Source organism: Sphingobacterium ginsenosidimutans (genome assembly GCF_039536865.1).
Taxonomy (GTDB): Bacteria; Bacteroidota; Bacteroidia; order Sphingobacteriales; family Sphingobacteriaceae; genus Sphingobacterium; species Sphingobacterium detergens.
Map to the genome: position 1 here is coordinate 264066 of NZ_BAAAZK010000007.1, position 25627 is coordinate 289692.

The 25627-nt window shown below is 40.3% G+C and carries 26 protein-coding genes; 10 read left to right on the forward strand and 16 right to left on the reverse strand.

Features of this window, described 5'->3' with window-relative positions; all coding sequences use genetic code 11:
- Nucleotides 1-5 precede the first annotated feature (5 nt).
- The 3 genes from ABFX33_RS13405 to ABFX33_RS13415 all read right to left on the reverse strand — a co-directional run bounded on the left by ABFX33_RS13405 (nt 6) and on the right by ABFX33_RS13415 (nt 3710).
- A complete protein-coding gene (locus ABFX33_RS13405) occupies nt 6-311 on the reverse strand; it encodes a hypothetical protein (protein ID WP_346086429.1) in 306 nt (101 codons plus the stop codon).
- Between the two features lie 440 nt (nt 312-751).
- On the reverse strand, nt 752-2926 hold the full coding sequence (locus ABFX33_RS13410; protein WP_346086430.1) for a GAF domain-containing sensor histidine kinase: 2175 nt from the start codon (nt 2924-2926) through the stop codon (nt 752-754).
- A gap of 166 nt (nt 2927-3092) precedes the next feature.
- Entirely contained in the window at nt 3093-3710 is a 618-nt protein-coding gene (locus tag ABFX33_RS13415) for a hypothetical protein (RefSeq protein ID WP_257090158.1), read from the reverse strand.
- A gap of 216 nt (nt 3711-3926) precedes the next feature.
- Here ABFX33_RS13415 and ABFX33_RS13420 point away from each other — a divergent pair, with 216 nt between their 5' ends.
- Nucleotides 3927-5129: an NAD(P)/FAD-dependent oxidoreductase gene (locus ABFX33_RS13420; protein WP_346086431.1), complete on the forward strand. Its 1203-nt coding sequence runs from the start codon at nt 3927-3929 to the stop codon at nt 5127-5129.
- A 4-nt stretch (nt 5130-5133) separates the two neighbouring features.
- Here the strand turns inward: ABFX33_RS13420 and ABFX33_RS13425 are convergent, their stop codons facing one another.
- The 4 genes from ABFX33_RS13425 to ABFX33_RS13440 all read right to left on the reverse strand — a co-directional run bounded on the left by ABFX33_RS13425 (nt 5134) and on the right by ABFX33_RS13440 (nt 7646).
- Nucleotides 5134-6099 (reverse strand): DNA topoisomerase IB, encoded by a 966-nt coding sequence (locus ABFX33_RS13425; RefSeq protein ID WP_346086432.1) that lies wholly within the window; start codon nt 6097-6099, stop codon nt 5134-5136.
- Between the two features lie 101 nt (nt 6100-6200).
- Entirely contained in the window at nt 6201-6668 is a 468-nt protein-coding gene (locus ABFX33_RS13430; protein WP_346086433.1) for a ferritin-like domain-containing protein, read from the reverse strand.
- Between the two features lie 212 nt (nt 6669-6880).
- Nucleotides 6881-7072 carry a hypothetical protein gene (locus tag ABFX33_RS13435; protein WP_257090163.1) on the reverse strand — a complete coding sequence of 64 codons (192 nt, stop codon included), beginning with the start codon at nt 7070-7072 and terminating at the stop codon, nt 6881-6883.
- A gap of 73 nt (nt 7073-7145) precedes the next feature.
- Nucleotides 7146-7646: an RNA polymerase sigma factor gene (locus ABFX33_RS13440; protein WP_223580154.1), complete on the reverse strand. Its 501-nt coding sequence runs from the start codon at nt 7644-7646 to the stop codon at nt 7146-7148.
- Nucleotides 7647-8048: 402 nt separating this feature from the next.
- Between ABFX33_RS13440 and ABFX33_RS13445 the strand changes: the two genes are divergently transcribed.
- Nucleotides 8049-8294 carry a hypothetical protein gene (locus ABFX33_RS13445; RefSeq protein WP_257090164.1) on the forward strand — a complete coding sequence of 82 codons (246 nt, stop codon included), beginning with the start codon at nt 8049-8051 and terminating at the stop codon, nt 8292-8294.
- Nucleotides 8295-8361: 67 nt separating this feature from the next.
- Here ABFX33_RS13445 and ABFX33_RS13450 read toward each other — a convergent pair whose 3' ends face one another.
- Together ABFX33_RS13450 and ABFX33_RS13455 are read right to left on the reverse strand one after the other, a co-directional pair.
- Nucleotides 8362-8607, reverse strand: a complete 246-nt coding sequence (locus tag ABFX33_RS13450) for a DUF7218 family protein (protein ID WP_120257886.1) — start codon at nt 8605-8607, stop codon at nt 8362-8364.
- A 23-nt stretch (nt 8608-8630) separates the two neighbouring features.
- A complete protein-coding gene (locus tag ABFX33_RS13455; RefSeq protein ID WP_257090165.1) occupies nt 8631-8981 on the reverse strand; it encodes a hypothetical protein in 351 nt (116 codons plus the stop codon).
- 176 nt (nt 8982-9157) lie between these two features.
- Between ABFX33_RS13455 and ABFX33_RS13460 the strand changes: the two genes are divergently transcribed.
- From ABFX33_RS13460 to ABFX33_RS13470, 3 genes are all read left to right on the forward strand, one after another.
- Nucleotides 9158-9736: a hypothetical protein gene (locus tag ABFX33_RS13460; RefSeq protein ID WP_120257884.1), complete on the forward strand. Its 579-nt coding sequence runs from the start codon at nt 9158-9160 to the stop codon at nt 9734-9736.
- 307 nt (nt 9737-10043) lie between these two features.
- Nucleotides 10044-10313 (forward strand): hypothetical protein, encoded by a 270-nt coding sequence (locus ABFX33_RS13465; RefSeq protein ID WP_223585233.1) that lies wholly within the window; start codon nt 10044-10046, stop codon nt 10311-10313.
- A 56-nt stretch (nt 10314-10369) separates the two neighbouring features.
- Nucleotides 10370-10555 (forward strand): CsbD family protein, encoded by a 186-nt coding sequence (locus tag ABFX33_RS13470; RefSeq protein WP_104382022.1) that lies wholly within the window; start codon nt 10370-10372, stop codon nt 10553-10555.
- A gap of 72 nt (nt 10556-10627) precedes the next feature.
- Here the strand turns inward: ABFX33_RS13470 and ABFX33_RS13475 are convergent, their stop codons facing one another.
- The 6 genes from ABFX33_RS13475 to ABFX33_RS13500 all read right to left on the reverse strand — a co-directional run bounded on the left by ABFX33_RS13475 (nt 10628) and on the right by ABFX33_RS13500 (nt 17416).
- Complete coding sequence (locus ABFX33_RS13475; protein ID WP_346086434.1) at nt 10628-12442, reverse strand: glycoside hydrolase family 15 protein; 1815 nt, start codon at nt 12440-12442, stop codon at nt 10628-10630.
- Entirely contained in the window at nt 12429-14624 is a 2196-nt protein-coding gene (locus tag ABFX33_RS13480; protein ID WP_346086435.1) for a bifunctional alpha,alpha-trehalose-phosphate synthase (UDP-forming)/trehalose-phosphatase, read from the reverse strand. Before ABFX33_RS13480 ends, ABFX33_RS13475 begins: the two co-directional genes overlap by 14 nt.
- Nucleotides 14625-14889: 265 nt before the next feature.
- The gene (locus ABFX33_RS13485) at nt 14890-15534 is read right to left on the reverse strand and encodes a 5'-methylthioadenosine/S-adenosylhomocysteine nucleosidase family protein (RefSeq protein WP_257090170.1); all 645 of its coding nucleotides are present in this window, start codon (nt 15532-15534) and stop codon (nt 14890-14892) included.
- Complete coding sequence (locus tag ABFX33_RS13490) at nt 15535-16041, reverse strand: S-ribosylhomocysteine lyase (RefSeq protein WP_120257880.1); 507 nt, start codon at nt 16039-16041, stop codon at nt 15535-15537. It abuts the gene before it with no gap.
- A gap of 107 nt (nt 16042-16148) precedes the next feature.
- Nucleotides 16149-16439, reverse strand: coding sequence for an antibiotic biosynthesis monooxygenase family protein (locus ABFX33_RS13495; RefSeq protein WP_120257879.1), 291 nt, complete (start codon nt 16437-16439; stop codon nt 16149-16151).
- A 62-nt stretch (nt 16440-16501) separates the two neighbouring features.
- Nucleotides 16502-17416, reverse strand: coding sequence for a LysR family transcriptional regulator (locus tag ABFX33_RS13500; protein ID WP_346086436.1), 915 nt, complete (start codon nt 17414-17416; stop codon nt 16502-16504).
- A gap of 76 nt (nt 17417-17492) precedes the next feature.
- Between ABFX33_RS13500 and hutH the strand changes: the two genes are divergently transcribed.
- Genes hutH through hutG form a run of 4 tightly spaced genes read left to right on the forward strand, consistent with a single transcriptional unit; the run spans nt 17493 to nt 23324 of the window.
- Nucleotides 17493-19055, forward strand: coding sequence for a histidine ammonia-lyase (hutH, locus tag ABFX33_RS13505; RefSeq protein ID WP_346086437.1), 1563 nt, complete (start codon nt 17493-17495; stop codon nt 19053-19055).
- Between the two features lie 11 nt (nt 19056-19066).
- Nucleotides 19067-20320 carry an imidazolonepropionase gene (gene hutI / locus ABFX33_RS13510; RefSeq protein WP_346086438.1) on the forward strand — a complete coding sequence of 418 codons (1254 nt, stop codon included), beginning with the start codon at nt 19067-19069 and terminating at the stop codon, nt 20318-20320.
- Nucleotides 20317-22338 (forward strand): urocanate hydratase, encoded by a 2022-nt coding sequence (hutU, locus tag ABFX33_RS13515; RefSeq protein ID WP_346086439.1) that lies wholly within the window; start codon nt 20317-20319, stop codon nt 22336-22338. The genes hutI and hutU overlap by 4 nt, the downstream gene beginning before the upstream one ends.
- Complete coding sequence (gene hutG / locus ABFX33_RS13520) at nt 22335-23324, forward strand: formimidoylglutamase (RefSeq protein WP_346086440.1); 990 nt, start codon at nt 22335-22337, stop codon at nt 23322-23324. The genes hutU and hutG overlap by 4 nt, the downstream gene beginning before the upstream one ends.
- Before the next feature lie 108 nt (nt 23325-23432).
- Here the strand turns inward: hutG and ABFX33_RS13525 are convergent, their stop codons facing one another.
- Nucleotides 23433-23714, reverse strand: a complete 282-nt coding sequence (locus ABFX33_RS13525; protein ID WP_346086441.1) for a GNAT family N-acetyltransferase — start codon at nt 23712-23714, stop codon at nt 23433-23435.
- A 231-nt stretch (nt 23715-23945) separates the two neighbouring features.
- Here ABFX33_RS13525 and ABFX33_RS13530 point away from each other — a divergent pair, with 231 nt between their 5' ends.
- Nucleotides 23946-25391: an exonuclease domain-containing protein gene (locus tag ABFX33_RS13530; protein WP_346086442.1), complete on the forward strand. Its 1446-nt coding sequence runs from the start codon at nt 23946-23948 to the stop codon at nt 25389-25391.
- The last annotated feature ends 236 nt before the right edge of the window (nt 25392-25627 follow it).

A 25627-nucleotide genomic window follows, 5' to 3' on the forward strand; every position in this document is an offset into this window, starting at 1 on the left:
AGGGGTTAATCTGTATTTTTTTTGGGGTTAACTGTTTTTTTCAAATCCTTATCTCCACCTGATTTTTTATCAATTTGATGTAGCCTATTGTTGCTATCATTGTCTGCATCTTGATGATTGCACCTAAGTTCTTTTTCGCTAAGTGTATTCGTTTTTTCGAGGTCCTCTATTGACGTTTTCATGGCGGGAGTTGCATTTAGAGCGGTAATATGGCCTTCCGTAAGGAGACATTTACGATACCATCTATTGCTGAAATAATATAAAATAATCAAACCTTGTTTCACTATCGAATGCTGTAATGTCTTTTCCATTATTTTGATGATTGAATGCAATTGCTATATCGTTTATAACTATAGCTTTTATTAAAGGAACAATTACAAAGGGCAATTGGTTTAAACTAATCCAATTCAAACGACTTTTGCATGACTAGGGTTCTATAGATGTTGGATTAACGAAACAGATTATGATGAAGGTACCTTATGTTTTAAATTATATACTAGCTCTAGTAACACAACCATCGGAACAAACAGAAGCGTTAAATAGCGGGAATTCAAATGAATGGTATGCCGAACCAGGTATTTGGCTTTTTATTCTCATTTTTATTTTTGTGATAACCTTGGTTGTTTACCGAAAATTAACGAAGAAGAACTAGCATTGATCTTTTTGGGCAGAACTCCAACCCGACAATCATCAGCAATATGATTAGCTCCGGAGCGGTTTGTAGCAGTCATATTCTCCGAAGCTACGTAAATCAATCATTGAGCATATGATCAGGAAAAGGTGCCACAATAGGAAAATATAGGTGGACTGTTGTTCCTAGACCAACTGTGGATTCGATCTCTATTGTACCTCCCAAACGTTCCATGACGCGTTTAACAAGGGATAGTCCGATCCCTGTACCTGGAATACCCGAGACGTTGTCAGCACGGGAAAACATTTCATAGATATGTGGCAGATGCTCCTCAGGGATGCCTATACCATTATCTTTTATGCGATAATAAGTCATATCTTCCTGATTTGTACTTTCAATTTTAATAGTAGGCTTGTCTGATTGGGCGGAATATTTGATCGCGTTAACAATAAGATTGGTAAAGATCTGATAGACGGCACTCTTTTCACCCCAAATCGGTAGTAATTGCCCAAAATATGATTGACAATCAGGTGTATTATAAAGGGTTTTGTTTTCCTGGAAAATACGCTGCAGTGTGTAAGCCATGGGAAGTGGCTCTTTGTCCAAAACGCTCGCACGGTGTTGACTCAATTGGACCATATTGTTGATGATGTCTTCGATATTGGAAACACTCCTGCTGAAATTTTGATACCATTTGTTAGTTTTTGAAAGATCAATATCTTCGGAATGCTGCTGTAGAAATTGTATACCCATTTTTAAGATTGACAAGGGGTTTTTCAGATCGTGCGATAGGGTATAAGTAAACATTTCTAATTCATTGTTCAGGCTCAACAGTTCTTCGTTGAGTAACTGTCTTTCTCTCAGTTTTCTAAATATAGATTCTTTGATAATCTGGTTCAATCGCAGCACAAAATTGACTTCAGCATCATTCCATGGCTTTGCCACATCATAACGAACATCCTCCCAGAGCTCCAAATAATCCGGCTTTCGACGGTGTTTTTGATCCTGCCGGATTTGCATGACACGACTTTGGCTTGCTTTTCTGAACCATACAAGGTAATAATCACTTTCTATGCCGACCTTGAGGTACATCAGACCCGCAAAATTCAATTTTTCTTTAAAATGATTCTGATGATTTAATGTAAAATTGTAATCCTTGAATAAAGCTTTATCGCTATGCGTTTGCAGGAATTGAATGACTTCATAAAACAGTTTTTTATGTGGTGTATGCCCATGGTTAAATACATCACCCTGATTAAATATAGACAAACCGTCCGCATTGACTAATTGCATGAGGGTATCTATGTGCTGAACCAAAGCACAATTGACCATTTTATTCTCAGATAGGCTTTTTTTTAATTCTACTTCTGCGCTATTAAGGAGTTCTGTTCTTTCAAGCAGGTTCTGTTTAACATGGCTTTCATATTTGTTGGTAGCGGCTTGAATAGCAAAAGTACAAAGCTTCCGTTGTTGCAGATCTATCACTTTTTCTTCTGCGTGCTGAGCTATAACTAGCCCCCAAAATTCCTCATCTATACAAATACGGAAAAATAAGGCGCTCTGAACATTGATCTTTTCCAGAAAAAGACGATGGAGATGGGGTAGTGGGCAGAGCAAACTGGAGAGCGTATCGATGCTGTCTTCTACATAAACAAAATTCTGGTCATTTTTTTTAACATTGGGGATATATCGATACGAATAGTTACTATAATATTCCATTGCCTCTTTGGGCATGAAGTCTTTAGAAAATTCTTTCCCTCTAAAATAAGGTTTGCCATCAGAAGTATGTTCGGCAATCACTTCACTATATCCTGTTTCTTGAACCTGAAGAACAAAAACACGATCGTAATTCAATAATTTATTGATGGCCAAACAGACCCGGTCCCAATTATTAGGTTGGATGGTGTCAAGTAAAAAGTTGAATTCGTTTATCTTTCTTGCGGATATATATTTTTTGTGCTGTTGCTCCCATTCAATATAAAAATGGCCTTGGTATATTTTAAGTTTAAAATAGACACGTTCTTGGAATATTTTAATAGGTAGAATATGACGTGATTGTCCATTTTCCCGCAACTCGCTCAAGGCAGTCGCTATTTTTTGAATAGCATCGCCAAAGGCTACAGCAAAACTTTCAAAAAAGTTTGTTCCCAATAGTGCGGAAGTAGAAAGGGCAGCTTTTTCAGCTGCAAACTCACTCAAACCCACAATAGTAAATTGTTCATCCAAAACAACAAGACTACCAAAATGCTGAAGATTGATCGTATTTTGATTGTTAGATTGAAAAGCAGTATTCATACGTAACCCAAAAACTCCTTATGATATAGCCTAAATATACGAAAAAATTAACACAATTTGAATGGTTATCTGTGGCAAATCGGATGTTTTTATTGGTTAGATTTCAATATTTAAAATTATTTTCTTTTAAAAAAATCGTATTCTACCTGGCAGTTTGTTGCTATATTTATTTCTGTTCGCTGCGGATATGGTTTGCAAGGCCTTTGACGAGCAGTTTCCACTGCGGATAGGATGCACCTATTTTAGCAGCCATCCCAATGATTAAGTTTCTGATATTGTCTCCAAGGCTATGGTTTTCCACGTTGATAATCTCGTTTCGTCCCGCATACTGAATTAAAATGCTGTTGCGTCGTTGTTCTACAAGAAAGGTAGAGGAGGAGACCCCTTCAAAAAAGTGGGCGGTATCTTTATTTTCCGGATGCTGTGGGTCTGGGCAAGGTTTTAGGGTTAAGGCATATAGTTTATATTCGGCCGTTGAATCCTGGATGATATTAACGACATTGACCCAGTTATATCCAGCACTACTGGGAAGACCGGGACCAGGGATATTCAGCCTAATATAGTCATGTAGCGCCAATGGGCGGTCAATAGGCAGTCCAACACTGTTCGTTAATTGAAAAGTCGTCGCTGGAATTGTGGCTAGCTCATACCAGTGATTGACATTCGAGAGACTGGAACATGCAGAATCAAAGGCCAGGTCAGCCATTGCCGTACTCTCAAAATCAATGGATTCGAAGCAATCCAGTTTCTTTCCTTCTTTCTGTTCAGGAATAATATTTTTCATGCCTTTTTACTAAAGAACATAATTCGATTTAATTTGGTTTGATGCGAACAATTGTAAATTATCTATTGGCAAGATCTTTTTCTGACAAGGCCAAATCTGCGAAATACCTATGGCCTACCATGGCGCGTTGGAGTATGTTAAATGTAACTTTAGGAAACAGCAATCCAAACTTTTCCTCTTGTATTTGGTTATTAAGGCATTTGCTTGTCACTTATTATGGATTTAAAATCTAACGAACCTTTTTGGTTGATAAAAAATGGGCTTTTGGCGACTTATCCCTCCCTGCATCAGGACAAAACCTGCGATATTTTAATTGTTGGTGGCGGAATCACTGGCGCCCTCATTGCCCATCAATGTATGGCGATGGGGAAGAACTGTGTGCTTATTGATAAACGGGAGATCGCTAATGGAAGCTCAGCAGCAACAACGTCCATGTTGCAATATGAGATTGATACACCGCTCTATGAATTAAAGAAACTAATCGGTGAAGAGGGCGCTATTGCCAGTTATAAGGCCTGTAGCAAAGCAATAGATGACATTGGTTTACTTACACGGAAAATCAAATCTAAAGCCGGTTTTCGCGCAAAGGAATCCTTATATTATGCCGCACGTAAAAAGGATATTCCATGGCTAAAACAGGAATTTCATGCGCGGGAATCTGCAGGATTTGCCGTCAACTGGCTATCTGCGGCCGAAATTCAAGCGCAATATGGGCTAGCCAATGTGTATGGTGGGATACTTTCCGGACAGGGCGCTAGTATGGATGCTTTTTGCTTTACCCATGAACTATTGGTTTATAATGTAAAAGCGGGATTGGAGGTATTTGATAAGACGGAACTTGTCTCTGTTAAAAGCAATGGGCAGGGCACTGTGGTCACCGTATCTACAGGTGCAACGATCCGTACAAAAAAAATTATATATTGCACGGGCTATGAGACTGTTTCGGTTATTCCTGAGAAGTTTGTGGACTTGTTAAGTACCTTCGCGATTGTCTCCGAAGTGGACTCTACATTGTATCAACCGTATAAAGACGTATTGATCTGGAACACTTCCGACCCTTACCTTTATATGAGAACGACCGATGATGGTCGATTTTTGATCGGGGGGGAGGATGAAGAGTTTCGCGATCCACAGAAGCGAGATGCCTTAATTGCCAAAAAGTCGGAGAAGCTAGAAAAGTCTTTTCACAAAATATTCAATAAACCTTTCTTTAGAGATTTTAGCTGGGCGGGAACTTTTGGGGTAACCAAAGATGGCTTGCCGTATATTGGTGAACATAAGGCGTTTAAAAACAGCTATTTTGTCTGTGGTTTTGGTGGCAATGGGATTACATTTTCGGTCACTGCAATGGAAATGGTGGCCTTTTGGTTAGAAAATAGAAAGCATCCCTTGTCCGAATGGTTTAAATTTGGACGATAGCGGATTAGCTATATTTTAACAGGAAGCGAAACAGTTTGTTTTCTAGCTTGCTGAGCGTCAATTTTTCCTTGATAAATGGAAATCTTCCTTCCATAAATGTCATCTGTATAGCTGGATGGATATAATAATTTTCAGAAACTGTTTTGGTATTGCCCAGCTGCTTGGCGACTGTCTTTATAACCCCATTCAGCTGTTTTTTTCGCGTATTTAAATCTTCCCCTTGCTTTGTTTGGGATAAAAGGTTGAACGCTTCGCGGCTGGCGCCCCAAATACGGATATCTTTACAGCTGATCTGGCCGGGACAATGATCCCGTAGATAAGCATTGAATATGCGACCGCAAAATCTACTTTCACAAGATGTTTTATCAAGCTGAAAAAGCCTTTTCCCTTTAAACTGGAGTAGTTCGCTAAGTAATTTCGCTTGCTGCTTGTCTTTCCAGGATTTTTCCTGAAAGACACCCTTTTTACCCTTATAGGCTAATATGATTGTATTGTCGGTTATTTTTACATGTCTTTTTTCGAGTGTACTGAGTCCATAAGATTTATTTTCTAAGGTATAACGCTTGTTTCCAATCCGTACAAGCGAGCTATCCATTATCTTAAAGGCAATTGCACATAGTTTTTCCATATCCCAGTCCTGATGTTTCAAATGTCGGGAGGTTATTTTTCTGAGCTCTTGCAGATACTGTCCCATATAAAGTATATGCTTAAATTTCTCTGTCTGTTTTTGCTGAACAAATTTGCGATGATAGATATATTGTTTACGGCCCTTCTGGTCAAAACCATAAGCTTGTAGATCACTCCTGGCATTTTTTGAAATCCACACAGCTTTCCAGTTTGGCGGAATAACCAAATGATTTATTCTGTCCAATACCTTTGTATCGGTAATCGCTTTACCTGAGTCATCAAAGTATTTAAAGCTTTGTTTAACTTTACGTCTTGTGTATCCTTTGGTATTTATTATCTTCATACAGGTAGTTTATGGAGCTTAATGATGCTGTATTTTAATAAAAAGATCCTCATTTATTGAGCTAATAAGGATCTTAGGTCTTCGGATAAAAGCGAGATGAATTAAGATGCATTATCCCGTAATGTTTTGATGTATTCATGTGCTTCAAGTTGTATGGCGAGCTGTTTTTCAATCAGAAGTAATAAATCGTGTGTAATTTCCCAATCTTGATTGTCAACAACATCTTTATAGGTCTTTTTAAAAGCATCTTCGCCTTGTTCACAACTTGATAATAAACTTTTTTCGTCGTTTCCTGAAACGACAGATTTGATATCCATCCATACCCTAAAGAGTTTGCCACTGACCATTGTACCCTCGGTAGCCGCCTGAGCTTGTTGCTCCAGATAAGGTTTGAGTTCCTCAATAAATAGCTCGGATTGACTCATATATTCGACAAAGATGTCATTTAAGCCTTCAATATGGAGTCGTGTTGCTATTTCAATTGCTTTTTTATACCCGGCGATACGGTCATTATTGATTTGTATCAAATCATTGATTAAAGTACTATCATTGATTGTTATCGTTTCCATGTCGTATGATTTTTATGTGATTAAATTATCTTTCCACCTAAGAACTGAAGCAGGAACTGTTCCGTTGGGAAAAAAAGAAGGACAGGTATTTCTACGCTGTTGATCAATAGGCAAAATGCCGGTGCTAAGATCTATCAATCAGTTGGGGTATTGCGCAGACAAAAAAGAGATCACTTTATTTAGCTAAAGCGATCTCTTTTTTAGCATGTATTTTATTTTGTTTTATTTAAAGAAGCAGGTTTCTTTTCCTCTTCCATATTGCCCTTAGTTTGTTTTTTATTTGTTGCAGTGGTTGAAGCTGGCAGAACGATTGTCTTATTATTTCCCTTTCCGATAGGACCACCACAAATAATCAGCAAAACCGGCATGTAGTACTGATCGAATTTTATGATTTTAGACTTCATATAGCTGTTTTTTTGTACTGTTAAATTTTGTGAAGGACTTGTTTTATGTTAACAATAAAAATGATATTTGGTTTTATTTAAGTTGATATACTTTTAACTGCTTTTGTAATTTCTTACGTGTCATATGTATTCTCGTCTTTATTGTTCCTTCTGGCATCCCAAAATAGGAGGCAATTTCATGATATTTATAACCTTCCAGAAATAACTGGAAAATTTGGTAATTTTCTTCCGAAAGGTTGCACATCGCCTTTTCGATGTCGTCTGATACGAATTTGTTTTCACCTTTATTCGATTCAGTTGTATTGTAGGCTTCGAGGCCAATGTAGGTTTCATGAATGTCGTTCGTTCGCTTGGCTTTGCGATACTGATTAATGTAAACATTTTTCATGATTACGTACAGCCAGGACATTAATTTGGGATGCTTAATAAAGTCATCGATCGACTTCAATGCGCGAATAAGTGTCTCCTGAATCAAGTCCTCCTTTTCGTCAGGATCAGTAGTGAATTTTCCCGCGAAATGTTTCAATAAGCTTCTTTTTTCTTCGACCAGCAAGTTTAAATTGGAATTGTTCATGATATCTTTCGTTTATTAAAATGATTGATTTTCTTGAAAGATTGGTGCAATTAGAGTGCTAATTTTTTCTGAAATTGAGCTGTTAATGTTTGTTTAAACAGCTAACTGCGGAAAATACGTATAGCCGTATTTTGACACCTTGTAGCTGAAACGCTACAATGAAGGCTAGTTTATTCGAAAAATAAAGCCTTTATGACTGTCTGCCCAAACTTTTTTTTTGCAGGTCAATAGGGTATTTATTCCCTAAAAAAATGTCCTAATTACGGGGCTTGATAATGAAAATTTAATCAGGTAAACTGTCTGCCTTTGTAGCCAATTGGAACAGTTTTTCATTTTTTATTGAACTAAAGATTCTTGAACAGGGTTATTTTAATAAAGATTAGCAAACAAAAATAATTACATATGAAAGAATTAAAGAAATTAATACCTATGATTGCTATTGTACTATTAGGTAGCACAACCTTGTTTTCCTGTAAAAATTCCTCCAAAAATAATCAGGAGGGAAGCGGACAATCGGATAATATTGCCCCGAGTGATGCCGATGAGACAAGGTACAACTTGAGTGAGCAGCAAAAGATGAGTATGCAGAAGGATACGACCTTGCTGGACTCCACACAAAAGGATAGTTCAAAGGATGTCAAACATTAGACATGCTATCAGCGCCTCAATAGGAAACCGTTAATAAAAAACTCCCTTTACGAAGGGAGTTTTTTGATTATGAACGAATCGCCTTGATTAGGTTTTCCTTAGTCATTTTATGGCGGCCTTTTATTCCGATTTTCTTTGCTTCCGTAAGCAATTCTGCTTTACTTCTTTCATCCAAATCAGCGCTTTTTCCACCTTTTTTTCCTGAATCGGGCGTATTGGCTATACGCGCGGACTTTTCCTTACTGTAACCTTCACGACGTAAAGCTTCGTATTTCGCATCATCTTTGATCTGTTTGCCATGATTTTTAGTCATATCGTTTTATTTTTAATTCTTGATTATATGCCTTTTTCTTCCACGTCCTCCTCCTGGTCAGCGTCGGGCGGATAGATATCCTCCTCTTCATGATCCGGCCTCTGTGGATGTTTTTCATGTTCTGGATCGATATGGTCCAGATCATCTCTTTCACGTTGCTCTTCCTCTGTAGGGTCGGGGCCGGTAGCACTTTCCGGATAATAGTTATCCGGTGTTACTTCTTTCAAGTCAGGAACCTTTGGAGCTTTGCGTACGGGTGTGCCGCTATCCGTACCTGGACTATTGCCGATAGGGTCTATTTCGTTTAGTAGTATAAAAGCATCTTCAAATGTCATCGGCGCACCACTACGAAATTGAATTGTTGTTCTCATCATTCCTTTTTACTAAATGAACAGCTGTCAGTATCGAATCGTTGTCTTTTTGTGCGATGGAGCTGCTATTGGATGGGATAAGATAGTTTCTGTACTAAAAATGAAATTAATAATAAATACAAAACTTTTCAACCATGTAGCTTGTTATTAAACTAAAGTAATTTATTAAAAAAGATACTATGAGAAAATTTGCACTACTTTTATTGGTTACAGGCGGTATTTGTTTACAGGCAAACGCGCAAAAGATCGAAACTACACCACAGATGTCCTCCGATGTCGGTGTTGAGCCTATCCGTCAAGGCAACTGGATGGTCGGTGGATCAATCGGTAGTCTGGGTTATAGTTTCGAAGGAAAGTCGTTTAATGCCGCATTGCAACCGCGCGCAGGCTATTTTGTGTCAGACGGTTTAGCAATCGGTGCACAGGCTAACCTGGGTTTGCGAACACAGAAGGATGCGGACAACGAATGGACCTATGGTATAGCACCTTTTGTTCGATACTATTTTCCTCAAGGTGGCTCGTCCACAGGACGTTTTTTCGGTCAGGGTGACATCGGTATCTCGGGGAGCTCAGTTGGAAAAAGTGCTGCATTGGCATTAGGAGCAAATGTTGGTTATGCGCATTTTATTACCAGAACTGTAGCCTTGGAAGCAACTTTCGGTTACAATTATAGCAAGGCCAGCATTAATACCGGTACTGGAGCGAGTGGTTTGGGTGTAGGCGTTGGGTTCCAGATCTACTTGCCAGGTAAAAAATAAACCTTACTCCATGGGAGACCTTTAACATCAAGTTTCCATTCCGAAAGGTTTGGAAACTTTTTTTTTCAATCGACCATGTTAATCAGGGTATTCCCAATGCAATTAGGGAATCGGAAATGCTAGGTAGGGGCCTGTAATAATAGTATGACTCCTGCCATGACCCCATAGTCAGGCCAGGTAGTCGAACGATAAACGGACGTATAAATACGGTGGACTTAAAATTAAACACTTGTTCTGTTTTTAGTCGTTGAATTTTTGAAACATTTAACCTTTGACAACTGTTCTATCATTAGAAAACACAATAACAATGGTAAAAGCAAAAGATATTGGATTGATACTTAGAGATCGAATGGGAAAATGGTCTTCCTACAATATTCCATTGCTAAAGGAATGTCATTTGAAGGATAAGATCGTTAGAAGCAACGAACTTGAAGGCATATTTGTTATCGGGAATATTGCTACAGGTTTGTATATTTTTTCACTTTATAAAAACCGCTTCATTGATCTAATGGGTAAAAGTATCGGAATGGAAGAAATATGTGAACATTTCGATGAATATAAACAAACGTTGATATAAAAACTTTAATATAATATATAGTATATCATTTCATTTTTAAACTAAAAGGAAGTATTATGAGTAATTTAACATGGAAAGGACGTTGGAACGAGTTAAAAGGAAAAGTAAAGCAACAATATGCTGATTTGACCGATGATGATTTGTTATATGCAGAAGGTAAAGAAGATGAGTTGTTGGGTAAGTTGCAACAAAAAACTGGTAAGACAAAAGAAGAGGTGGAAGATTGGTTAGATAAAATGTAAGCATTCGATTAATTGTAAACTTACATATAAGAAGAGAATGCGGTCAATCTAGTTGACCGCATTTTTTGTGCTTTATAATGAAAAGATGGGCTTGTCCAATTTAATGGCGAGCCGATATACAGCGTTCATCAGTCCTACGTGGCTATATGCCTGTGGGAAATTGCCCCATTGGCTACCATTATCTTCCGTAACATCCTCACTGAATAAGCCCAGATGGTTACTGTAGGTCAACAGCTTTTCCAGTATTTCTTTTGCTTCTTCAACTCTTCCTACGCAGGCCAAAGCTTCCACATACCAGAATGCACAAACTAAAAAGGTAGATTTGGGTTTGCCAAAATCATCTTGGTGTTTGTAACGGTAAAAGAGTCCATTTTCACCTTTCAGTTCTTTTTCAAGCATTTCGAGATGCTGCCAAGCCCGATCTGATTTGGGATCTAAGTAATCCATGACAATCAGCTGTAGTGTGCTGGCATCTAAATTTCGGCTGTTCAACGCATTTTGGTAAACTTTTCTTTCTTCGTCATAGCAAGCTTCAATATAAGTGGCTGCCTTTTCGAGCAAAACAGAGGCGCGCTGTTCCATATCTTGATAACCATTTTGGCGGGCGATAAGCAAAGCAGCCTTGCAGCCGACCCACTGAAAAAGGTTGGAATAACAATGGTGGTTGGCAAAATTTCTGAATTCCCAGATTCCGGCATCTTTTTCATCGATCGTTGCTTCGATTTTCTCCAGAATAAAGTTTACCCAGCCCAGTACATTTTTGTTCTCGTGGACTTTGAAACGTTGGTCTGTAAACAGTGGGAGTAAGGCTATCATTGCCTGTCCATATACATCGTTTTGGATATGTTCGAATGCTTGATTGCCGATGCGAACGGGGCCGCTATCCTGATATCCTTTTAGATAGGGTAGAATATGCTCTGTTAATTCGGAGGTCCCCAGTATGCCATATAGGGGTTGAAGCCTGCCCGGGTTGTGATGTGTAATACCAGCGATATAGTTGGCAAAACTTTCCATTTCTTCAAACTGACCAATATGCGTCAATGCGGTCAATACATAATAGCTGTCACGGACCCAGCAATAGCGATAATCCCAGTTCCTTCCTGAGTCCGGAAATTCGGGTAGGCTGGTGGTCGATGCGGCAATAATAGCTCCTGTATCTTCATATTGGTGCAATTTGAGTACCAGGGCCGAACGAATCACTTCTTTTTGGTAGATATTGGGGATACTACATCTTTTAATCCAGCGCTGCCAGTAGCTCAATGTTTTGACAAAGAAGTCTTCACATGTGCTGGCAATCGCAGATTCGAAAGCTGCATCATAGGTCAATATAAGATATTTATTCTCGCTGATAATTGTCCAGCTGTCCTCTTGAAAAAAATGTGATATCGGTACATCTGTCGTCAGGCGAATGCGTTCACCGATATCAGCGCTACTATAGAGAATATGGTTGCTTCCCCGCGTGGCTTTTAACGCATTACGACCATAATTTCCCGTGGGCTGACATTGGATATTAACGCTGGGTGCACCGCGTAGCGGTTCTATTTTACGGATCAACATCAGCGGTTTAAAATATCGTCCAAATTGTTCGAATCGGGGTGCGAAATCTGTTATGCGATAGGCAAAAGATTCAGTATGGATTTCTGTACAGAGTATATTTGAATTTTTGATGTAATACTGTTTCGTTTCTACAATTTCTTCTTCGGGTTTTACGACGAAACAGCCCCCTTGGTTTTTATCTATTAGACCACCAAAAACGAAACTATCTTCAAATGATGGCCAACATAACCAAGAGATATTACTGTTAATGTCTACATGCGCTATATAGGAACAGTTGCCAATGATACCCGCTTGATACATATGTCTGTTTGCTGTCTTATTTTCCTTCATGATTTATAATAAGTTGATTTAAAAATTGAAGTACATCTTCCTGTTGATCCAAATAATATTTTGCTGCCGATTTATTGTTGCCAACTTTTATGCTAATAGTAGAGCGGGGTAGATATTTGAAAAGATCTTCATCGGTGACATCATCACCGATAGCCAATAGAAAATCGGCTTTAATATGCCCCGCGATTTCTAGGGCAGCTTTTCCTTTGTTGACTTCGGTATTCTTAACTTCAATTACGGCATTTCCATCAAGGAGCTGTAATCCATAGTCATTTAACATAGGATTTAAAATTTCCTTCAGTTCTGCGGCTTTGAGTTCTCCGAGTCCTTGTTCCACTTTACGGTAATGCCAGGCCAAGGAGTATGGTTTGGCTTCTATATAGGCACCGGGTGTCTGATCAGCCAACTTTTCCATCAGCTTTTTGACTTCTGGCATCCAGTGTAGTGCCAAGCCCTTTTTGTAGGCCCAGTTAAAGTTGGGAAAATTAGACCATATCCCATGTTCAGCGACCAAATAGTAGGAGCGCCCATCAAACCAGGTAGATAAGCTCTCCTGCGAACGCCCGCTGATGATGACCAACGTATTGAGCGGATCGGCGATAATACTATCCAGGAGATTGTACAAAAGAACCGTTGGGCTAGCTTTCTGGGCATGATTTTGAAATTTGACCAGTGTGCCGTCATAATCCAAAAAAAAGAGCCTGTTATGGCTTTGTCTGTACCGTTCAGCGATACTGTTAAAAACTTTATCTGAAATTCGCCTTGCCCATTCATCACGTTGTATGGCCTTTGTTTCTGCCATTCGATCTAGAAAAAGGCGAACCCAATGATGTACGTTGAACTTCTGTATAATCTGGCGATTAGCTTCTGTACGTTCGCGAATCTCTTCTGGTGGCATTCTAATCGCATGATAGATACTATCCGCAGTTTCAACTCGGTTGTATGGGTTGACAATAAGCGCATCTACGAGTTCCTTCGAAGCACCTGCAAATTCACTCAGAATCAATACACCATCAGAATTGGTCTTACAGGCGATATATTCCTTGCTAACGAGATTCATGCCATCTCTCGTCGAAGTAATCATACATATATCAGATGCAATATAGAGTCCTATAAGTTCTTCAAAAGGAAGGGATTTATAAAAATAGAGTACGGGAGTCCAACTCAGATTGCCATAAATTGAATTAATCTCGCTGACTTTTCGGTTGATTTCATCTTTCAGTTTTTTATATTGTGACACCTTATCTCTGGAAGGAACGATCAGCATATACAGTACGACTTTGGAATGCCATTCCGGATATTTTTCCAGGAAGGTCAGGAAAGCACGTAGTCTTTCCAATATGCCTTTGCTATAGTCAAGCCGGTCTACTGATATTATTATTTTTTGGTTTGGAAAATGACTGCGAAATTGGGTGGCGATGGCATTAACTTCGGGAAGGGAACTCGTGCGGACAAACTTGTCGTAGTCTATTCCCATGGGGAATGATTCTACAAATATATGTCTATCGCTGTATTTGAGCTGATTGTGACCACAAGGTACATGCAATACTTTTTTACAGGCATTAAGAAAATTTTGGCTATCTGCAAAGGTGTGAAATCCAATAAGATCCGCGCCGAGTAAACCTTCAATAAGCTCTTTCCGTTGGGGAATATTCATAAATAGCTCCTCTGAAGGGAAGGGGATATGATGAAAATAGCCAATATTGAGTTCCTGATTTTCTTGACGTAATAATTGTGGCAGCAGCATGAGCTGATAATCCTGTACCCAGATAAAATCGGGAGAATGCGGTGCCGAAAGCGCAGCATCACAAAATTTTTTATTTACAGCAACATAAGTTGACCAGTATTCCCGATCAAAATGGATATAGCTCGGTTGATAGTGGCATATTGGCCATAGGACCTCATTGGAGTAACCTTCATAGAAATTGTGGATTTCTTCTTTTGATAAAAAAACGGGGAGCAGATTCATCGGCTTGAGCAGTGCGATGATTTTCTCTTTTTCACTGTCATCTTTGGGAACTATTCCAGGCCAGCCAACCCAGCAGATTTCAGTAGAGTCAAAGGCCGAATTTAGGCCAGTAGCCAAACCACCAGCACTAGGTTTGATGATAAGCTTGTCTTTTTTTCGTTCTATTTGTATCGGCAGTCTATTTGAAATTATTATTTTCTTTTTATTCTTCATAAAAATATTAGATCGATTTATTTGCAGTGTAGAAGAGTTATAATGAATATAACGATGGGTGCGTATCCATATAACTGAACAAACCCTAGCTCAAAATCGTTTTGATTAATTCAAATAAAGTCTATTGGTGATTTTTATCGGACTTAAATAGAAAATTTAGGTAATAGTTAGTTCCGCTTTACTTTTAGCTGTAAATAGAGTCGATAATTATTTCAAAAAAAGACCTGTAGTATTCGCTACAGGTCTTTTTATGGCGTGTTCAGTCTTATGAAACGCTCGGGATGTCTATTTTTTCCTTGACCAGTCGGTCTCTCATAAACTCATCCAGGATTGTCCCCAATCGCCCCGAAATTTCACCAAGGATACTTTCCCAATCTTTTACTGTACCATCACAGTTATCTGAAACGATCTTGATACTGTGAAAAGGCAGGTTTTTGAGCAAGCAGAAATTTGCCAGCGCATAGGATTCCATATCAAAGGCCAAAGGGTTCAGGTGTTTGATATCTTGATAGAAGGCCGTATTGACATTGATAAAACGGTCTGAAGTCAGCAGTGCCTCTTCGTAGTCAAATTTGTCAAGGGAAACCGATTCGATTACTCCTTGTCCTTTTAGGAAAAGTGTATTTTCTAAAAAGAATCCATCTGTATAAGCATCACCTTGAGCATAGTAGTTTGGATACAATACATGCCCAATTGGGTATCTTGTGCATCCGACCGTGCCAACATTCAGTAGAACAGGGTTGATGCCCAGTGCTTTGATGTCTTCATAGAGCGTTGCCAACGACAAAAGCGCGTTTACTTTTCCAACACCTATTTCATAGATGAAGGTTGATTTATTTTCGGTAGTAAAAGATAATTCATTTTTATTTGCTACCAGAATGATTGTTTCAATCTCTTTGTTAAGAATCATTTAATTTTCTTCAATATAAGGGTATTCGAAAGCGAGCTCTCCAGCATTGATTAAATGCAAGAAATTGACACAGGCTTGTTTCGATGTAGTGAAATCCATGAATGTGTAGTTACCACAGCTGATCGGATTTTGAAAAGGTACTTCGTATCCTTCAGTCAAAATCGTTTCGAGCACTTCTTTCATCAATTCGGCTACAGCTTGGGGACTTCTGTCTGTACCCGCTAAGACCACATAAAATCCGGTGCAGCATCCCATTGGACCAACATAGATGACTTCATCTCCCAAAATTGTTCTAATTTCTGTCGCAAAACAATGCTCCAATGTATGCATCACCTCCGGAGACAACATGCGTTCCGGTGAATTCGGTCTGATCATGCGGATATCGTAAGTCGTATAGCTTTCAATAGCGCTACTATTGGTATTGGAAGCTTTAGCATATATCCCTTGTTTCAATTTGGTATGGTCTACCGTGAAACTATTTACTTTTGCTTTTTCTTTTGTATACATCTTATTCTGTACATAGCTATAAAGTCCAGGACTTTACAGGGGTTAAAAGTTGAATTTATAATTCCTACAAAGGTAGTAGATATTATTGAAAAAGATGGATGAAAAAACTATTTTAACACTTCATAATGTTCCACTGTCGGGAAGGGGTCATAATAGTGATGTAATAGTTTTTCCCATTCCTTAAATAATTGAGATTCTCTGAAACCTACTGTATGATCCTCTAAAGTTTCCCATTCGACCAATAGGATGTATTGGTTATCCTTTTCAAGGCATTTGCGGAGTGAATGTGTTATATACCCTTTGCTGGCGCTAATGTACTGGCAAGCAGTTTTATAATCACGTTCGAAATTAGACTGTTGTCCCTCGATAATTTGTAGTACGGCTACTTCTAAAATCATAATTTGTTTTTTTAAATATATAGTCAAGTAAATATATCAAATATTTCCACGATAAAAAAGGTCTAAGTGTCAGTAATGATAGCTTTCAGGCCCTGAGAAGCAATAATGTCTAAAACGAAAGGTATCCCTGGGTTGCGGTTTTCGGCATTCCAAACCAAAGATAAGGTAGTTCGTTGTGCTAGGCCATCTAGTTCAAGAAAACGTACATCAACCTGATAACCATTTTTTAAAGACGCCGGTACAATGGCGACGCCTAGTCCTTGTACCACCATATTAAATATGGTTAATGCATTTACTGTCCGGAGTGTAACTTTTGGTGTAAACTGATGATCCTGAAAAATACTCATGACCAAATCATAATAGGAGTGACTGTAATTTTTGGAAAACAGAATAAAAGATTCGTCCTTTAATTGGTATAGATCAGGTTTCTCCTGTTTTAACAGGGGATGATTGTTTGGTAGCACCAGACTGAAATGTTCTGTATGGATAGGAAGGCTATGCAGTCCTATCGGTGTTTCGGAAAGACGGACAAAACCGAAATCAAGTTCTTTTTTTTGAATAAGATCCAATTGTGTTTCATTGGCAAGTTCGTGTAGTGACAGTTCGATGTCGGGTTGCTTTTGTTTGAGGGTGAGCAACAACTGAGGTAATATTGTTTGTACTGCTGATCCGATAAAGCCCAACTTTAGGGTGCTGATCTTGCCGTTGGCCAAACTCTGGAGCTGCGTTTCAATCTGATCCAGATGCCTAAACAGTTCTTTCACCTCGTCAAAGAGATAACCTCCGGCCTCCGTTAAGGAGACATTTCTTTTATTGCGCTCAAACAGCGTTACGTGATAGTTTTCTTCCAGTTGCTTGATCTGTCGACTCAGCCCCGGCTGGGCAATGAACAGCCGTTCAGCAGCTTTTCTGAAATGGAGCTCTTCGGCTAATACTTTAAAATAGAGAAGATGTCTAAGTTCTATCTGATAATTCATGGTTATCAATTGATGATAAAAATGGTATTTCTAATTATTAAATATAGCGGCTAAATTTGAGAAAAGCTTTATAACAATGGAAAAATTTTTATACGGTAGTGGACATTTAACCAGTTCCATTGCCTTGGCAATAGCAAAAGGGGAAGTTAAAGGGGAGATCTCAGCAGAAGTGAAGGCAGCTATCGATCAGAGTGCAGCCTATGTACGCCAGATTGTCGAACGTGGGCAGGTGGTTTATGGTATCAATACCGGCTTTGGTCCGCTTTGTACAACACTGATTGATGCGGATCAGACGCAGGTGCTGCAGGAGAATATCCTGAAGAGCCATGCTGTAGGGATGGGCGAGCCCATCGCAAATGATTTGGCCAAAGTGATGCTTATATTGAAAGTTCATGCATTGGCCAAGGGCTTTTCGGGTGTTCAGTACAGTACATTGGAACGTATAATATGGCATATCGAGCAGGATGTTATTCCTGTTGTACCCAAACAGGGGTCAGTTGGTGCTTCGGGGGACCTGGCACCATTGTCCCATCTTTTCCTGCCCCTGATTGGGCTTGGCAAAGTGAATGTCAAGGGTGAGATTTATACAACGGCAGATATTTTAGTGCAACATGGTCTTAAGCCTGTTCAATTAGGTGCTAAGGAGGGATTGGCCTTGATCAATGGGACACAGTTTATGGCTGCTCATGGTGTGAAAGCTGTAAGCGAGTTCAACAGAGTACTTCAAAATGCGGATATTATTGCTGCGTTGATGATCGAAGGGCTGAATGGATCCATTAAACCTTTCTTTTCCGAATTACACCAACTGCGTCCACATGCTGGCAATCGCTATGTTGCTTCAAATATCCATTCCCTACTTTATGGGTCAGCTATTTTAGAAAGTCATAAAGATTGTTCGCGTGTTCAGGATCCGTATTCTTTACGTTGTATCCCACAGGTGCATGGCGCTTCACGTAATGCATGGCTTCACTTAAAGGACACGATCGAGGTTGAAATCAACTCGGTAACAGATAATCCTGTTATTATAAACGATGAATTAACGATCAGTGGCGGCAGTTTTCATGGACAGTCCATTGCTTTGCCTTTGGATTATGCGACACTTGCCGTATCGGAAATAGGTAATATATCAGATCGGAGGGTGTATTTATCCCTGGAGGGGCAAACCAATGGGGTGCCTAAGTTGTTGATGAAATCGACAGGACTTAATTCTGGTTTTATGATTCTCCAATATAGTACGGCTGCTATTGCAAGTGAGAATAAGGGTTTGTGTTTTCCAGCAAGTGCGGATAGTATCCCAACATCACTGGGACAAGAAGATCATGTGAGTATGGGTTCCATTTCGGGTAGAAAGTTACTACAGGTGATCGACAATGTGGATAAAATACTAAGTATTGAATTGTTATGCGCAGCACAGGCGAAGGATTATCATCACCCGCTGCGGTCTACTCCGGCATTGGAAGCGGTTCATGAACGCATACGGCAGTTTATTCCACATATTGAATCCGATCAGCCAATGGAAGCTTTGTTAACGAATGCATTGGAATTGGTCAAATCGGGTGAACTGATTACCCTACGTCAGCAGACTAATCCGCAGCAAGATGTTGAGACCGCGTTGGTAGAACGTTTTGATACATTTTAGATTGGCATATCATGGAAAAAGATTTAAAACTTATAGGTCCTTTCAGGCAATTATTGACAATGGATCATATTTCATTGAAAGGTGCTATAAAGGATAACGAATTACAGATCATTGATCATGCTGGCATTTTGATTGAAGGAGAAATCATTCAAGAGATAGGTGATTTTGAGCTTTTATGTCAACAATGGCAGGAAAGAGCTACCATCATCCATCTTGAAGGTGATCAGGTTGCTTTACCAGGCTTCGTGGATTGCCATACCCACATTAGCTATGCAGGGCAGCGGGCAAATGATTTTGCGCTTCGTAACGCAGGTTCTTCCTATCTGGAAATTGCGGAATCCGGCGGGGGAATTTGGAGTACGGTATCCCAGACAAGAGCCAGTGCTGAAGATGAACTGGTACAACTGACTATCGATCGTTCCGGTTTTTTATTGCGGCAAGGTATTACAACTATCGAAGTTAAAAGTGGTTATGGTCTTCAAGTTGAAGAAGAACTTAAGATTTTGCGCGCTATTAAGAGGGCAAATGACCAAACTGCTGCGGATTTAATACCGACTTGTCTAGCAGCACATATGCTGCCACGGGACTATAAGGGATCGGCAAAAGATTACCTTGATTTGATGGAGGCAGCTCTCTTCCCAGAATTGAAAGCACAGCAGTTGGCCAATCGGGTGGATGCTTTTATTGAAAAAACAGCATTTGACGCCGAAACGATCAGACCGTACTTGCAACGGGCCAAAGAAATGGGCTTCGATTTGACGGTTCATGCAGATCAGTTCAGCACCTCCGGAAGTCAAGTTGCAGTGGAATTAGGAGCACGATCCGCTGATCACCTTGAAGCGTCTACTGCAATCGAAATTGAGCTTTTGGCACATTCAGATACCGTTGCGGTGGCATTGCCTGCGGCATCTATTGGTATCGGTTGTGCTTTCACACCGGCACGCAAACTGTTGGACGCTGGTGCAAGTTTAGCAATCGCAAGTGACTGGAATCCGGGGTCCGCGCCGATTGGCCAATTGCTGACCAGTGCCTGTATATTGGCAACAATGGAAAAGCTCAGCAACGCGGAGGTTTTGTCAGCATTGACCTTCCGGGCAGCACATGCCTTGAATCTGCATGATCGCGGGAAACTGGCAAAGGGAATGCGAGCGGATTTTAGTTTATTTCAGACCAATAATTATCAAAATATCACTTATTATCAAGGAAGTATGCAGCCTTCGGCTGTCTGGAAAAATGGTAAGGAAGTGTTTTCAATTGAACGATGATGGACAATGTATTTAGTCGTGTAGTCGCAGAAGGTATCCCTTCGCAGCTACCCCCCAAGATAGCGCGTGATCTGACTGTAAGTCATGCACCACGACGCAAAGATATTCTTTCTAAAAAAGAGGAAAAGCTTGCGCTCAGAAATGCCCTGCGTTACTTCCCAAAATCATGGCATGCAGAATTGGCACCGGAGTTTCTGGCCGAATTAAAAGCGTACGGAAGGATCTATATGTATCGTTTTAGGCCAAGTTATGAAATGTATGCACGTCCAATAGCAGCCTACCCGGCAAAAAGTAAACAAGCAGCAGCCATTATGCTGATGATTCAGAATAACTTGGATCCTGCTGTTGCCCAACATCCCCATGAGTTGATTACTTATGGCGGTAATGGTGCCGTATTTCAAAATTGGGCACAATACCGCCTGACGATGCATTATCTTTCGCAGATGACGGATGAACAGACGTTGCATATGTACAGTGGTCATCCAATGGGTTTATTTCCATCTTCGGAACATGCTCCCCGGGTTGTTGTCAGCAATGGTATGATGATTCCGAATTATTCGAAACCCGATGATTGGGAGCGGTACAATGCGCTTGGTGTCACCCAATATGGGCAGATGACTGCAGGTTCCTATATGTACATTGGCCCACAAGGTATTGTGCACGGAACAACAATTACGGTCATGAACGCTTTCCGTCGGCAGCTTCCAGTTGGAGAGTCTATCCAAGGAAAAGTGTTTTTGACCTCCGGCCTTGGGGGGATGAGTGGTGCACAGCCAAAAGCGGGTAATATTGCTGGCTGCATTACCGTCTGTGCTGAGGTCAATCCTACAGCCGCGAAAAAAAGACACGAGCAGGGTTGGGTAGATGTATTGGTGGAAGATATTGCCCAATTGGTGGAGCAGGTTCGCATAGCGATGGATAAAAAGCAGACGATATCCTTTGCTTATATTGGTAATATTGTGGAGGTCTGGGAAGCCTTTGACCGTGAGCATATTTATGTGACTGTTGGATCTGACCAGACATCGCTTCATAATCCCTGGTCTGGAGGTTATTATCCAATGGGCTTATCTTTTGACGAGTCCAATGTGTTGATGGCCACCGATCCGGATAGATTTAAGCAGCTTGTTCAGGCAACTTTAGTTCGTCATGTAGATGCCATTAATAATCATGTTGCCAAGGGTACATATTTCTTCGACTATGGCAATGCATTTCTGCTGGAAAGTAGTCGTGCCGGAGCGGCAATATTGGATTCGGAAGGAGATAAATTTATATATCCATCTTATGTTCAGGATATTTTGGGTCCCATGTGCTTTGACTATGGTTTTGGTCCTTTTCGTTGGGTATGTACCTCCGGAGAGGCTACAGATCTGGAAAAGACAGATCAGCTTGCAATGGATGTACTGACATCGCTTCAGGCGATAGCGCCAAAGGAGATCCAACAGCAGATGTTGGATAACATCCAATGGATCAAGGAGGCCGGAAAGAATAAGTTGGTTGTGGGCTCACAAGCCCGTATCCTGTATGCTGATTCTAATGGCCGTATCGCTATTGCCAAAGCATTTAACGAAGCCGTTCGAAACAGAGAACTTGCTGGTCCAGTTGTATTGGGACGAGATCATCACGATGTCAGTGGAACGGACTCCCCTTATCGGGAGACGAGTAATATCTATGACGGAAGCCAGTTTACCGCGGATATGGCGATACATAATGTAATAGGTGATAGTTTTCGAGGTGCAACCTGGGTCTCCATTCACAATGGCGGCGGTGTTGGCTGGGGCGAAGTAATCAATGGTGGTTTCGGGATGTTGCTTGATGGTTCGGTAGCCGCAGATGGTAAACTGGAGAAAATGTTGTACTTTGATGTGAATAATGGTATCGCTAGGCGTGCCTGGGCACGTAATAAAGAGGCAAATCAAGCCTTGGATAGTGCAATGGCAAGTAATCCAACGCTACAGGTTACCCGGGCACAACTGGTGGACGACCATATTATTGATGAATTGTTTAATGACAACGAATGAATCTTTTACTTAACCAGCGGGACTTATATATAAGGGGAGACCAGGCCGTCTGGAAAGGGCGAATCGACGGCGAACAAAGGGATTGGATGCGCTGGCATCAATTGATGGAATGTACGGACCTGTTGGTCGATCCCAATTTGAATCGGTCAGTGGTGTTCTTGGGGTTTTGCAGTGACGAAGGTGTCGCCCGCAACCAGGGACGGGTAGGTGCGAAAGATGGACCTGGCGCTATACGAAACGTACTTGCTAATCTGCCGGTACATTTTTCATCTGAACTACAGCTTAAAGATGCTGGTGATATTTTGCTTAAAGATAGTGATTTAGAGTCTGGTCAAATGGCGCTTGGTTATGCTGTGTCTTCAATTCTTAAAGCAGGTGGATTTCCTATTGTATTGGGGGGTGGACACGAGGTGACTTATGGGCATTATCTCGGCATAAAAGATTTTGTGGCTGATGGTGGACATAAGGTCGGTATTATCAACCTGGATGCTCATTTGGATATGCGTGCACTTGCTGGAGGGCAGGGGAATTCAGGAACAGGATTTTACCAGATTGAAGCGGATCGTGAAGGTATGGGCCAATCGTTTCATTATATGGCGATTGGTATACAGGAGATCAGTAATACAAGTGGTCTTATCAACTATGCAAAGTCCAAGCATACGCAGATTATCGAACGAAGAGATCTGGTTCCAGGTAAGCTTAATGCTATTAAGGAGCAAATTGAAGTATTTGCCAGTCAGGTTGATTATATATACTTAACTGTCGACCTGGATGCTTTTGCGGCTCCTTATGCACCCGGCGTAAGTGCACTAGCCTTTAATGGTATTGATCCGGATGATCTATTTTTCGATTTGTACAGTGCTATTGTGGGGCTGCCTAATTTGAAATCCATGGATATCGCAGAGTTAAACCCATATTTTGATATCGATGCCCGTACAGCAAAACTGGCGGCGGATCTTATCTTTAAATTTTTAAATAGGTTTTAATCGATTGTATTTGGATAGGTCTTGGTGAAATAAGACTTGTCTAAATGATACAAGCAGGTTAGATCTTTCATAGAAAGATCTAACCTGCTTGTATGTTTTTTCGTTGCACTAGAAAAGTACATCAGCCAACTCCGCTTGTTTGTCAAAGACTGACTTTGCAAAGGGACACAGGGGGAGGATTTTGAGATGTTCTTTTCGGGCAAAGGCTACGGCAGCCATCAATAGTTGTTTGCCTAATCCCTTGCCGGTATAGTTTTCGTTGACTTCGGTATGGTCAATGATAAACTTTGTTGGTCCAGCCCAGGTATATGTCATTTGTGCAGCTGATTTTCCTTGATCTACTACCTCAAAACTGCCATGTTTTTCGTCGTTTTTATGTACTACTTCCATTGATGATAATTTGATGTGTTATATAAAAGTATATCCAAAATAAACAAAATCTGGTCAACATTATCCTTGAATTGTTTATCCTGTCGAATATTGCTGAAAATTGACCAAGTGATGTTAGGCTGATCGGGATTAATCAACGTTGTGCTAAGGGCTGTCTGCTCTTTTTGCCAAATAAATGCTAAAATATATAGATATACTAAATATGTTAGTATATTTGTTTTAGGAATGACTATGAATCGGAGCAAAAAACAAGAGTTTGCCATTGTGGATATAGAAACCACAGGGGGTAATGCAAAATCCAGCCGGATTACTGAAATTGCAATCGTTATACACGACGGTAATCGCGTGCTGCATCGTTGGGAGACTTTGGTAAATCCAGGGGTTGAAATTCCGAATTCTATTTTTGCACTTACGGGTATCGACAATGAGATGGTTGCGGATGCGCCATTATTTGAGGATGTTGCACCAGAAATTTATACATTATTGAAAGATCGTGTTTTCGTTGCCCACAATGTCAATTTTGATTATTCCTTCATTCGTTTTCAGCTTCAGGAGGCCGGAATAGACTGGTCTTCCATTAAATTATGTACCGTACGCTATGCCCGTAAGATCAAACCGGGGCTTTTATCCTATAGTTTGGGACGTTTGTGTGATTACCTCGACATACCCATCGAAAATAGGCACAGGGCAGGTGGTGATGCCGATGCAACAGCGATTCTTTTCGCCTATCTTCGTGCGCTCGATACAACGCAGGTGTTTCAGGAAATGATCAAACACAAGGCGATCGATCAGCGGTTTCCGCCGCATTTAGATCGGAAGGAATTTGAGCAATTGCCAGATACCGCCGGTGTTTATTATTTTCATGATAGAAATGGGAAGGTGATCTATGTGGGGAAGGCGGTCAATATCAAGAAAAGGGTGTTATCCCACTTTACAGGTAACAATATTCAGGCGCAGCGACAAAATTTTTTAAAAGAGATCTATCACATTAGTTACGAGTCTTGTGGCACAGAACTAATGTCCCTGCTACTGGAATGTGCGGAGATTAAACGACTTTGGCCCAAATATAATCGGGCACTCAAACGGTATGAACCAAAATTTGGTTTGTTTTGCTATGAGGATCAAAATGGGTATCTCCATTTGGCAATAGGTAAAATGAATCGGATCCAGGACTGCATTCAGTTATTTCAACGGGAATATGATGCCATTCAATTATTACAGTCCTTTATGAAAGAAGGAGAGATTAGCGCTCAGTTTTGTCATTTTGGCACTGCTAGTTTGGCAGCTAAATCCGTCAGTCGAGCTGATTTGCCTGACAAAGCACTGCATAATACACGTGTGGAGCGTTGTATTGATGAATGGTTAAAACAAAGGCCATCTTATGTATTTATAGATAAGGGGCGGAGTATAGAAGAAAAGAGCTGTATTGTCATTGAAAATGGCCGGTTTTATGGCATGGGCTATATTGATCTATATGGTCAATATGCTGATTTAGCAGATATCAGAACCCAGGTAAAGGTTTATCCAAGCAATCATTATATGATGGAGCTGGTCAGGCAAATGGCCGAACGCTATCCCAATAAGGTGCATTTTCTGACTCAAAATCCGGCTGGGCTTATAGCTGCTGAACCTGACACTGATTATGACAAAATTGCCACAGACAAGCTCTTCCAATAAGTTGATCTATTATTCGATAATATAGTCAGGCGATCCGGAAAGGGGAGATTCGTCATATCAATCTCAGCAATTTGTTAAAAAAATGTGAAATATAAAATCGACACTCTTTTTGGTCTAATAGTTGAAATATTCCTTGTGTAGAATAATAAAAAAAGACTTTTCATAATTTAGGTTAATAATTGGTTAGTTAAGACCTGGGGCTCCCAACCTCAGGTCTTCTTTTTTATATACAGAGA

What these genes read in the sequence shown, in the direction of transcription:
- ABFX33_RS13405 (WP_346086429.1), bottom strand. Translation starts at nt 311, where the DNA reads ATGGAAAAGACATTACAGCATTCGATAGTGAAACAAGGTTTGATTATT.
- ABFX33_RS13410 (WP_346086430.1), bottom strand. Translation starts at nt 2,926, where the DNA reads ATGAATACTGCTTTTCAATCTAACAATCAAAATACGATCAATCTTCAG.
- ABFX33_RS13415 (WP_257090158.1), bottom strand. Translation starts at nt 3,710, where the DNA reads ATGAAAAATATTATTCCTGAACAGAAAGAAGGAAAGAAACTGGATTGC.
- ABFX33_RS13420 (WP_346086431.1), top strand. Translation starts at nt 3,927, where the DNA reads ATGGATTTAAAATCTAACGAACCTTTTTGGTTGATAAAAAATGGGCTT.
- ABFX33_RS13425 (WP_346086432.1), bottom strand. Translation starts at nt 6,099, where the DNA reads ATGAAGATAATAAATACCAAAGGATACACAAGACGTAAAGTTAAACAA.
- ABFX33_RS13430 (WP_346086433.1), bottom strand. Translation starts at nt 6,668, where the DNA reads ATGGAAACGATAACAATCAATGATAGTACTTTAATCAATGATTTGATA.
- ABFX33_RS13435 (WP_257090163.1), bottom strand. Translation starts at nt 7,072, where the DNA reads ATGAAGTCTAAAATCATAAAATTCGATCAGTACTACATGCCGGTTTTG.
- ABFX33_RS13440 (WP_223580154.1), bottom strand. Translation starts at nt 7,646, where the DNA reads ATGAACAATTCCAATTTAAACTTGCTGGTCGAAGAAAAAAGAAGCTTA.
- ABFX33_RS13445 (WP_257090164.1), top strand. Translation starts at nt 8,049, where the DNA reads ATGAAAGAATTAAAGAAATTAATACCTATGATTGCTATTGTACTATTA.
- ABFX33_RS13450 (WP_120257886.1), bottom strand. Translation starts at nt 8,607, where the DNA reads ATGACTAAAAATCATGGCAAACAGATCAAAGATGATGCGAAATACGAA.
- ABFX33_RS13455 (WP_257090165.1), bottom strand. Translation starts at nt 8,981, where the DNA reads ATGATGAGAACAACAATTCAATTTCGTAGTGGTGCGCCGATGACATTT.
- ABFX33_RS13460 (WP_120257884.1), top strand. Translation starts at nt 9,158, where the DNA reads ATGAGAAAATTTGCACTACTTTTATTGGTTACAGGCGGTATTTGTTTA.
- ABFX33_RS13465 (WP_223585233.1), top strand. Translation starts at nt 10,044, where the DNA reads ATGGTAAAAGCAAAAGATATTGGATTGATACTTAGAGATCGAATGGGA.
- ABFX33_RS13470 (WP_104382022.1), top strand. Translation starts at nt 10,370, where the DNA reads ATGAGTAATTTAACATGGAAAGGACGTTGGAACGAGTTAAAAGGAAAA.
- ABFX33_RS13475 (WP_346086434.1), bottom strand. Translation starts at nt 12,442, where the DNA reads ATGAAGGAAAATAAGACAGCAAACAGACATATGTATCAAGCGGGTATC.
- ABFX33_RS13480 (WP_346086435.1), bottom strand. Translation starts at nt 14,624, where the DNA reads ATGAAGAATAAAAAGAAAATAATAATTTCAAATAGACTGCCGATACAA.
- ABFX33_RS13485 (WP_257090170.1), bottom strand. Translation starts at nt 15,534, where the DNA reads ATGATTCTTAACAAAGAGATTGAAACAATCATTCTGGTAGCAAATAAA.
- ABFX33_RS13490 (WP_120257880.1), bottom strand. Translation starts at nt 16,041, where the DNA reads ATGTATACAAAAGAAAAAGCAAAAGTAAATAGTTTCACGGTAGACCAT.
- ABFX33_RS13495 (WP_120257879.1), bottom strand. Translation starts at nt 16,439, where the DNA reads ATGATTTTAGAAGTAGCCGTACTACAAATTATCGAGGGACAACAGTCT.
- ABFX33_RS13500 (WP_346086436.1), bottom strand. Translation starts at nt 17,416, where the DNA reads ATGAATTATCAGATAGAACTTAGACATCTTCTCTATTTTAAAGTATTA.
- hutH (WP_346086437.1), top strand. Translation starts at nt 17,493, where the DNA reads ATGGAAAAATTTTTATACGGTAGTGGACATTTAACCAGTTCCATTGCC.
- hutI (WP_346086438.1), top strand. Translation starts at nt 19,067, where the DNA reads ATGGAAAAAGATTTAAAACTTATAGGTCCTTTCAGGCAATTATTGACA.
- hutU (WP_346086439.1), top strand. Translation starts at nt 20,317, where the DNA reads ATGATGGACAATGTATTTAGTCGTGTAGTCGCAGAAGGTATCCCTTCG.
- hutG (WP_346086440.1), top strand. Translation starts at nt 22,335, where the DNA reads ATGAATCTTTTACTTAACCAGCGGGACTTATATATAAGGGGAGACCAG.
- ABFX33_RS13525 (WP_346086441.1), bottom strand. Translation starts at nt 23,714, where the DNA reads ATGGAAGTAGTACATAAAAACGACGAAAAACATGGCAGTTTTGAGGTA.
- ABFX33_RS13530 (WP_346086442.1), top strand. Translation starts at nt 23,946, where the DNA reads ATGAATCGGAGCAAAAAACAAGAGTTTGCCATTGTGGATATAGAAACC.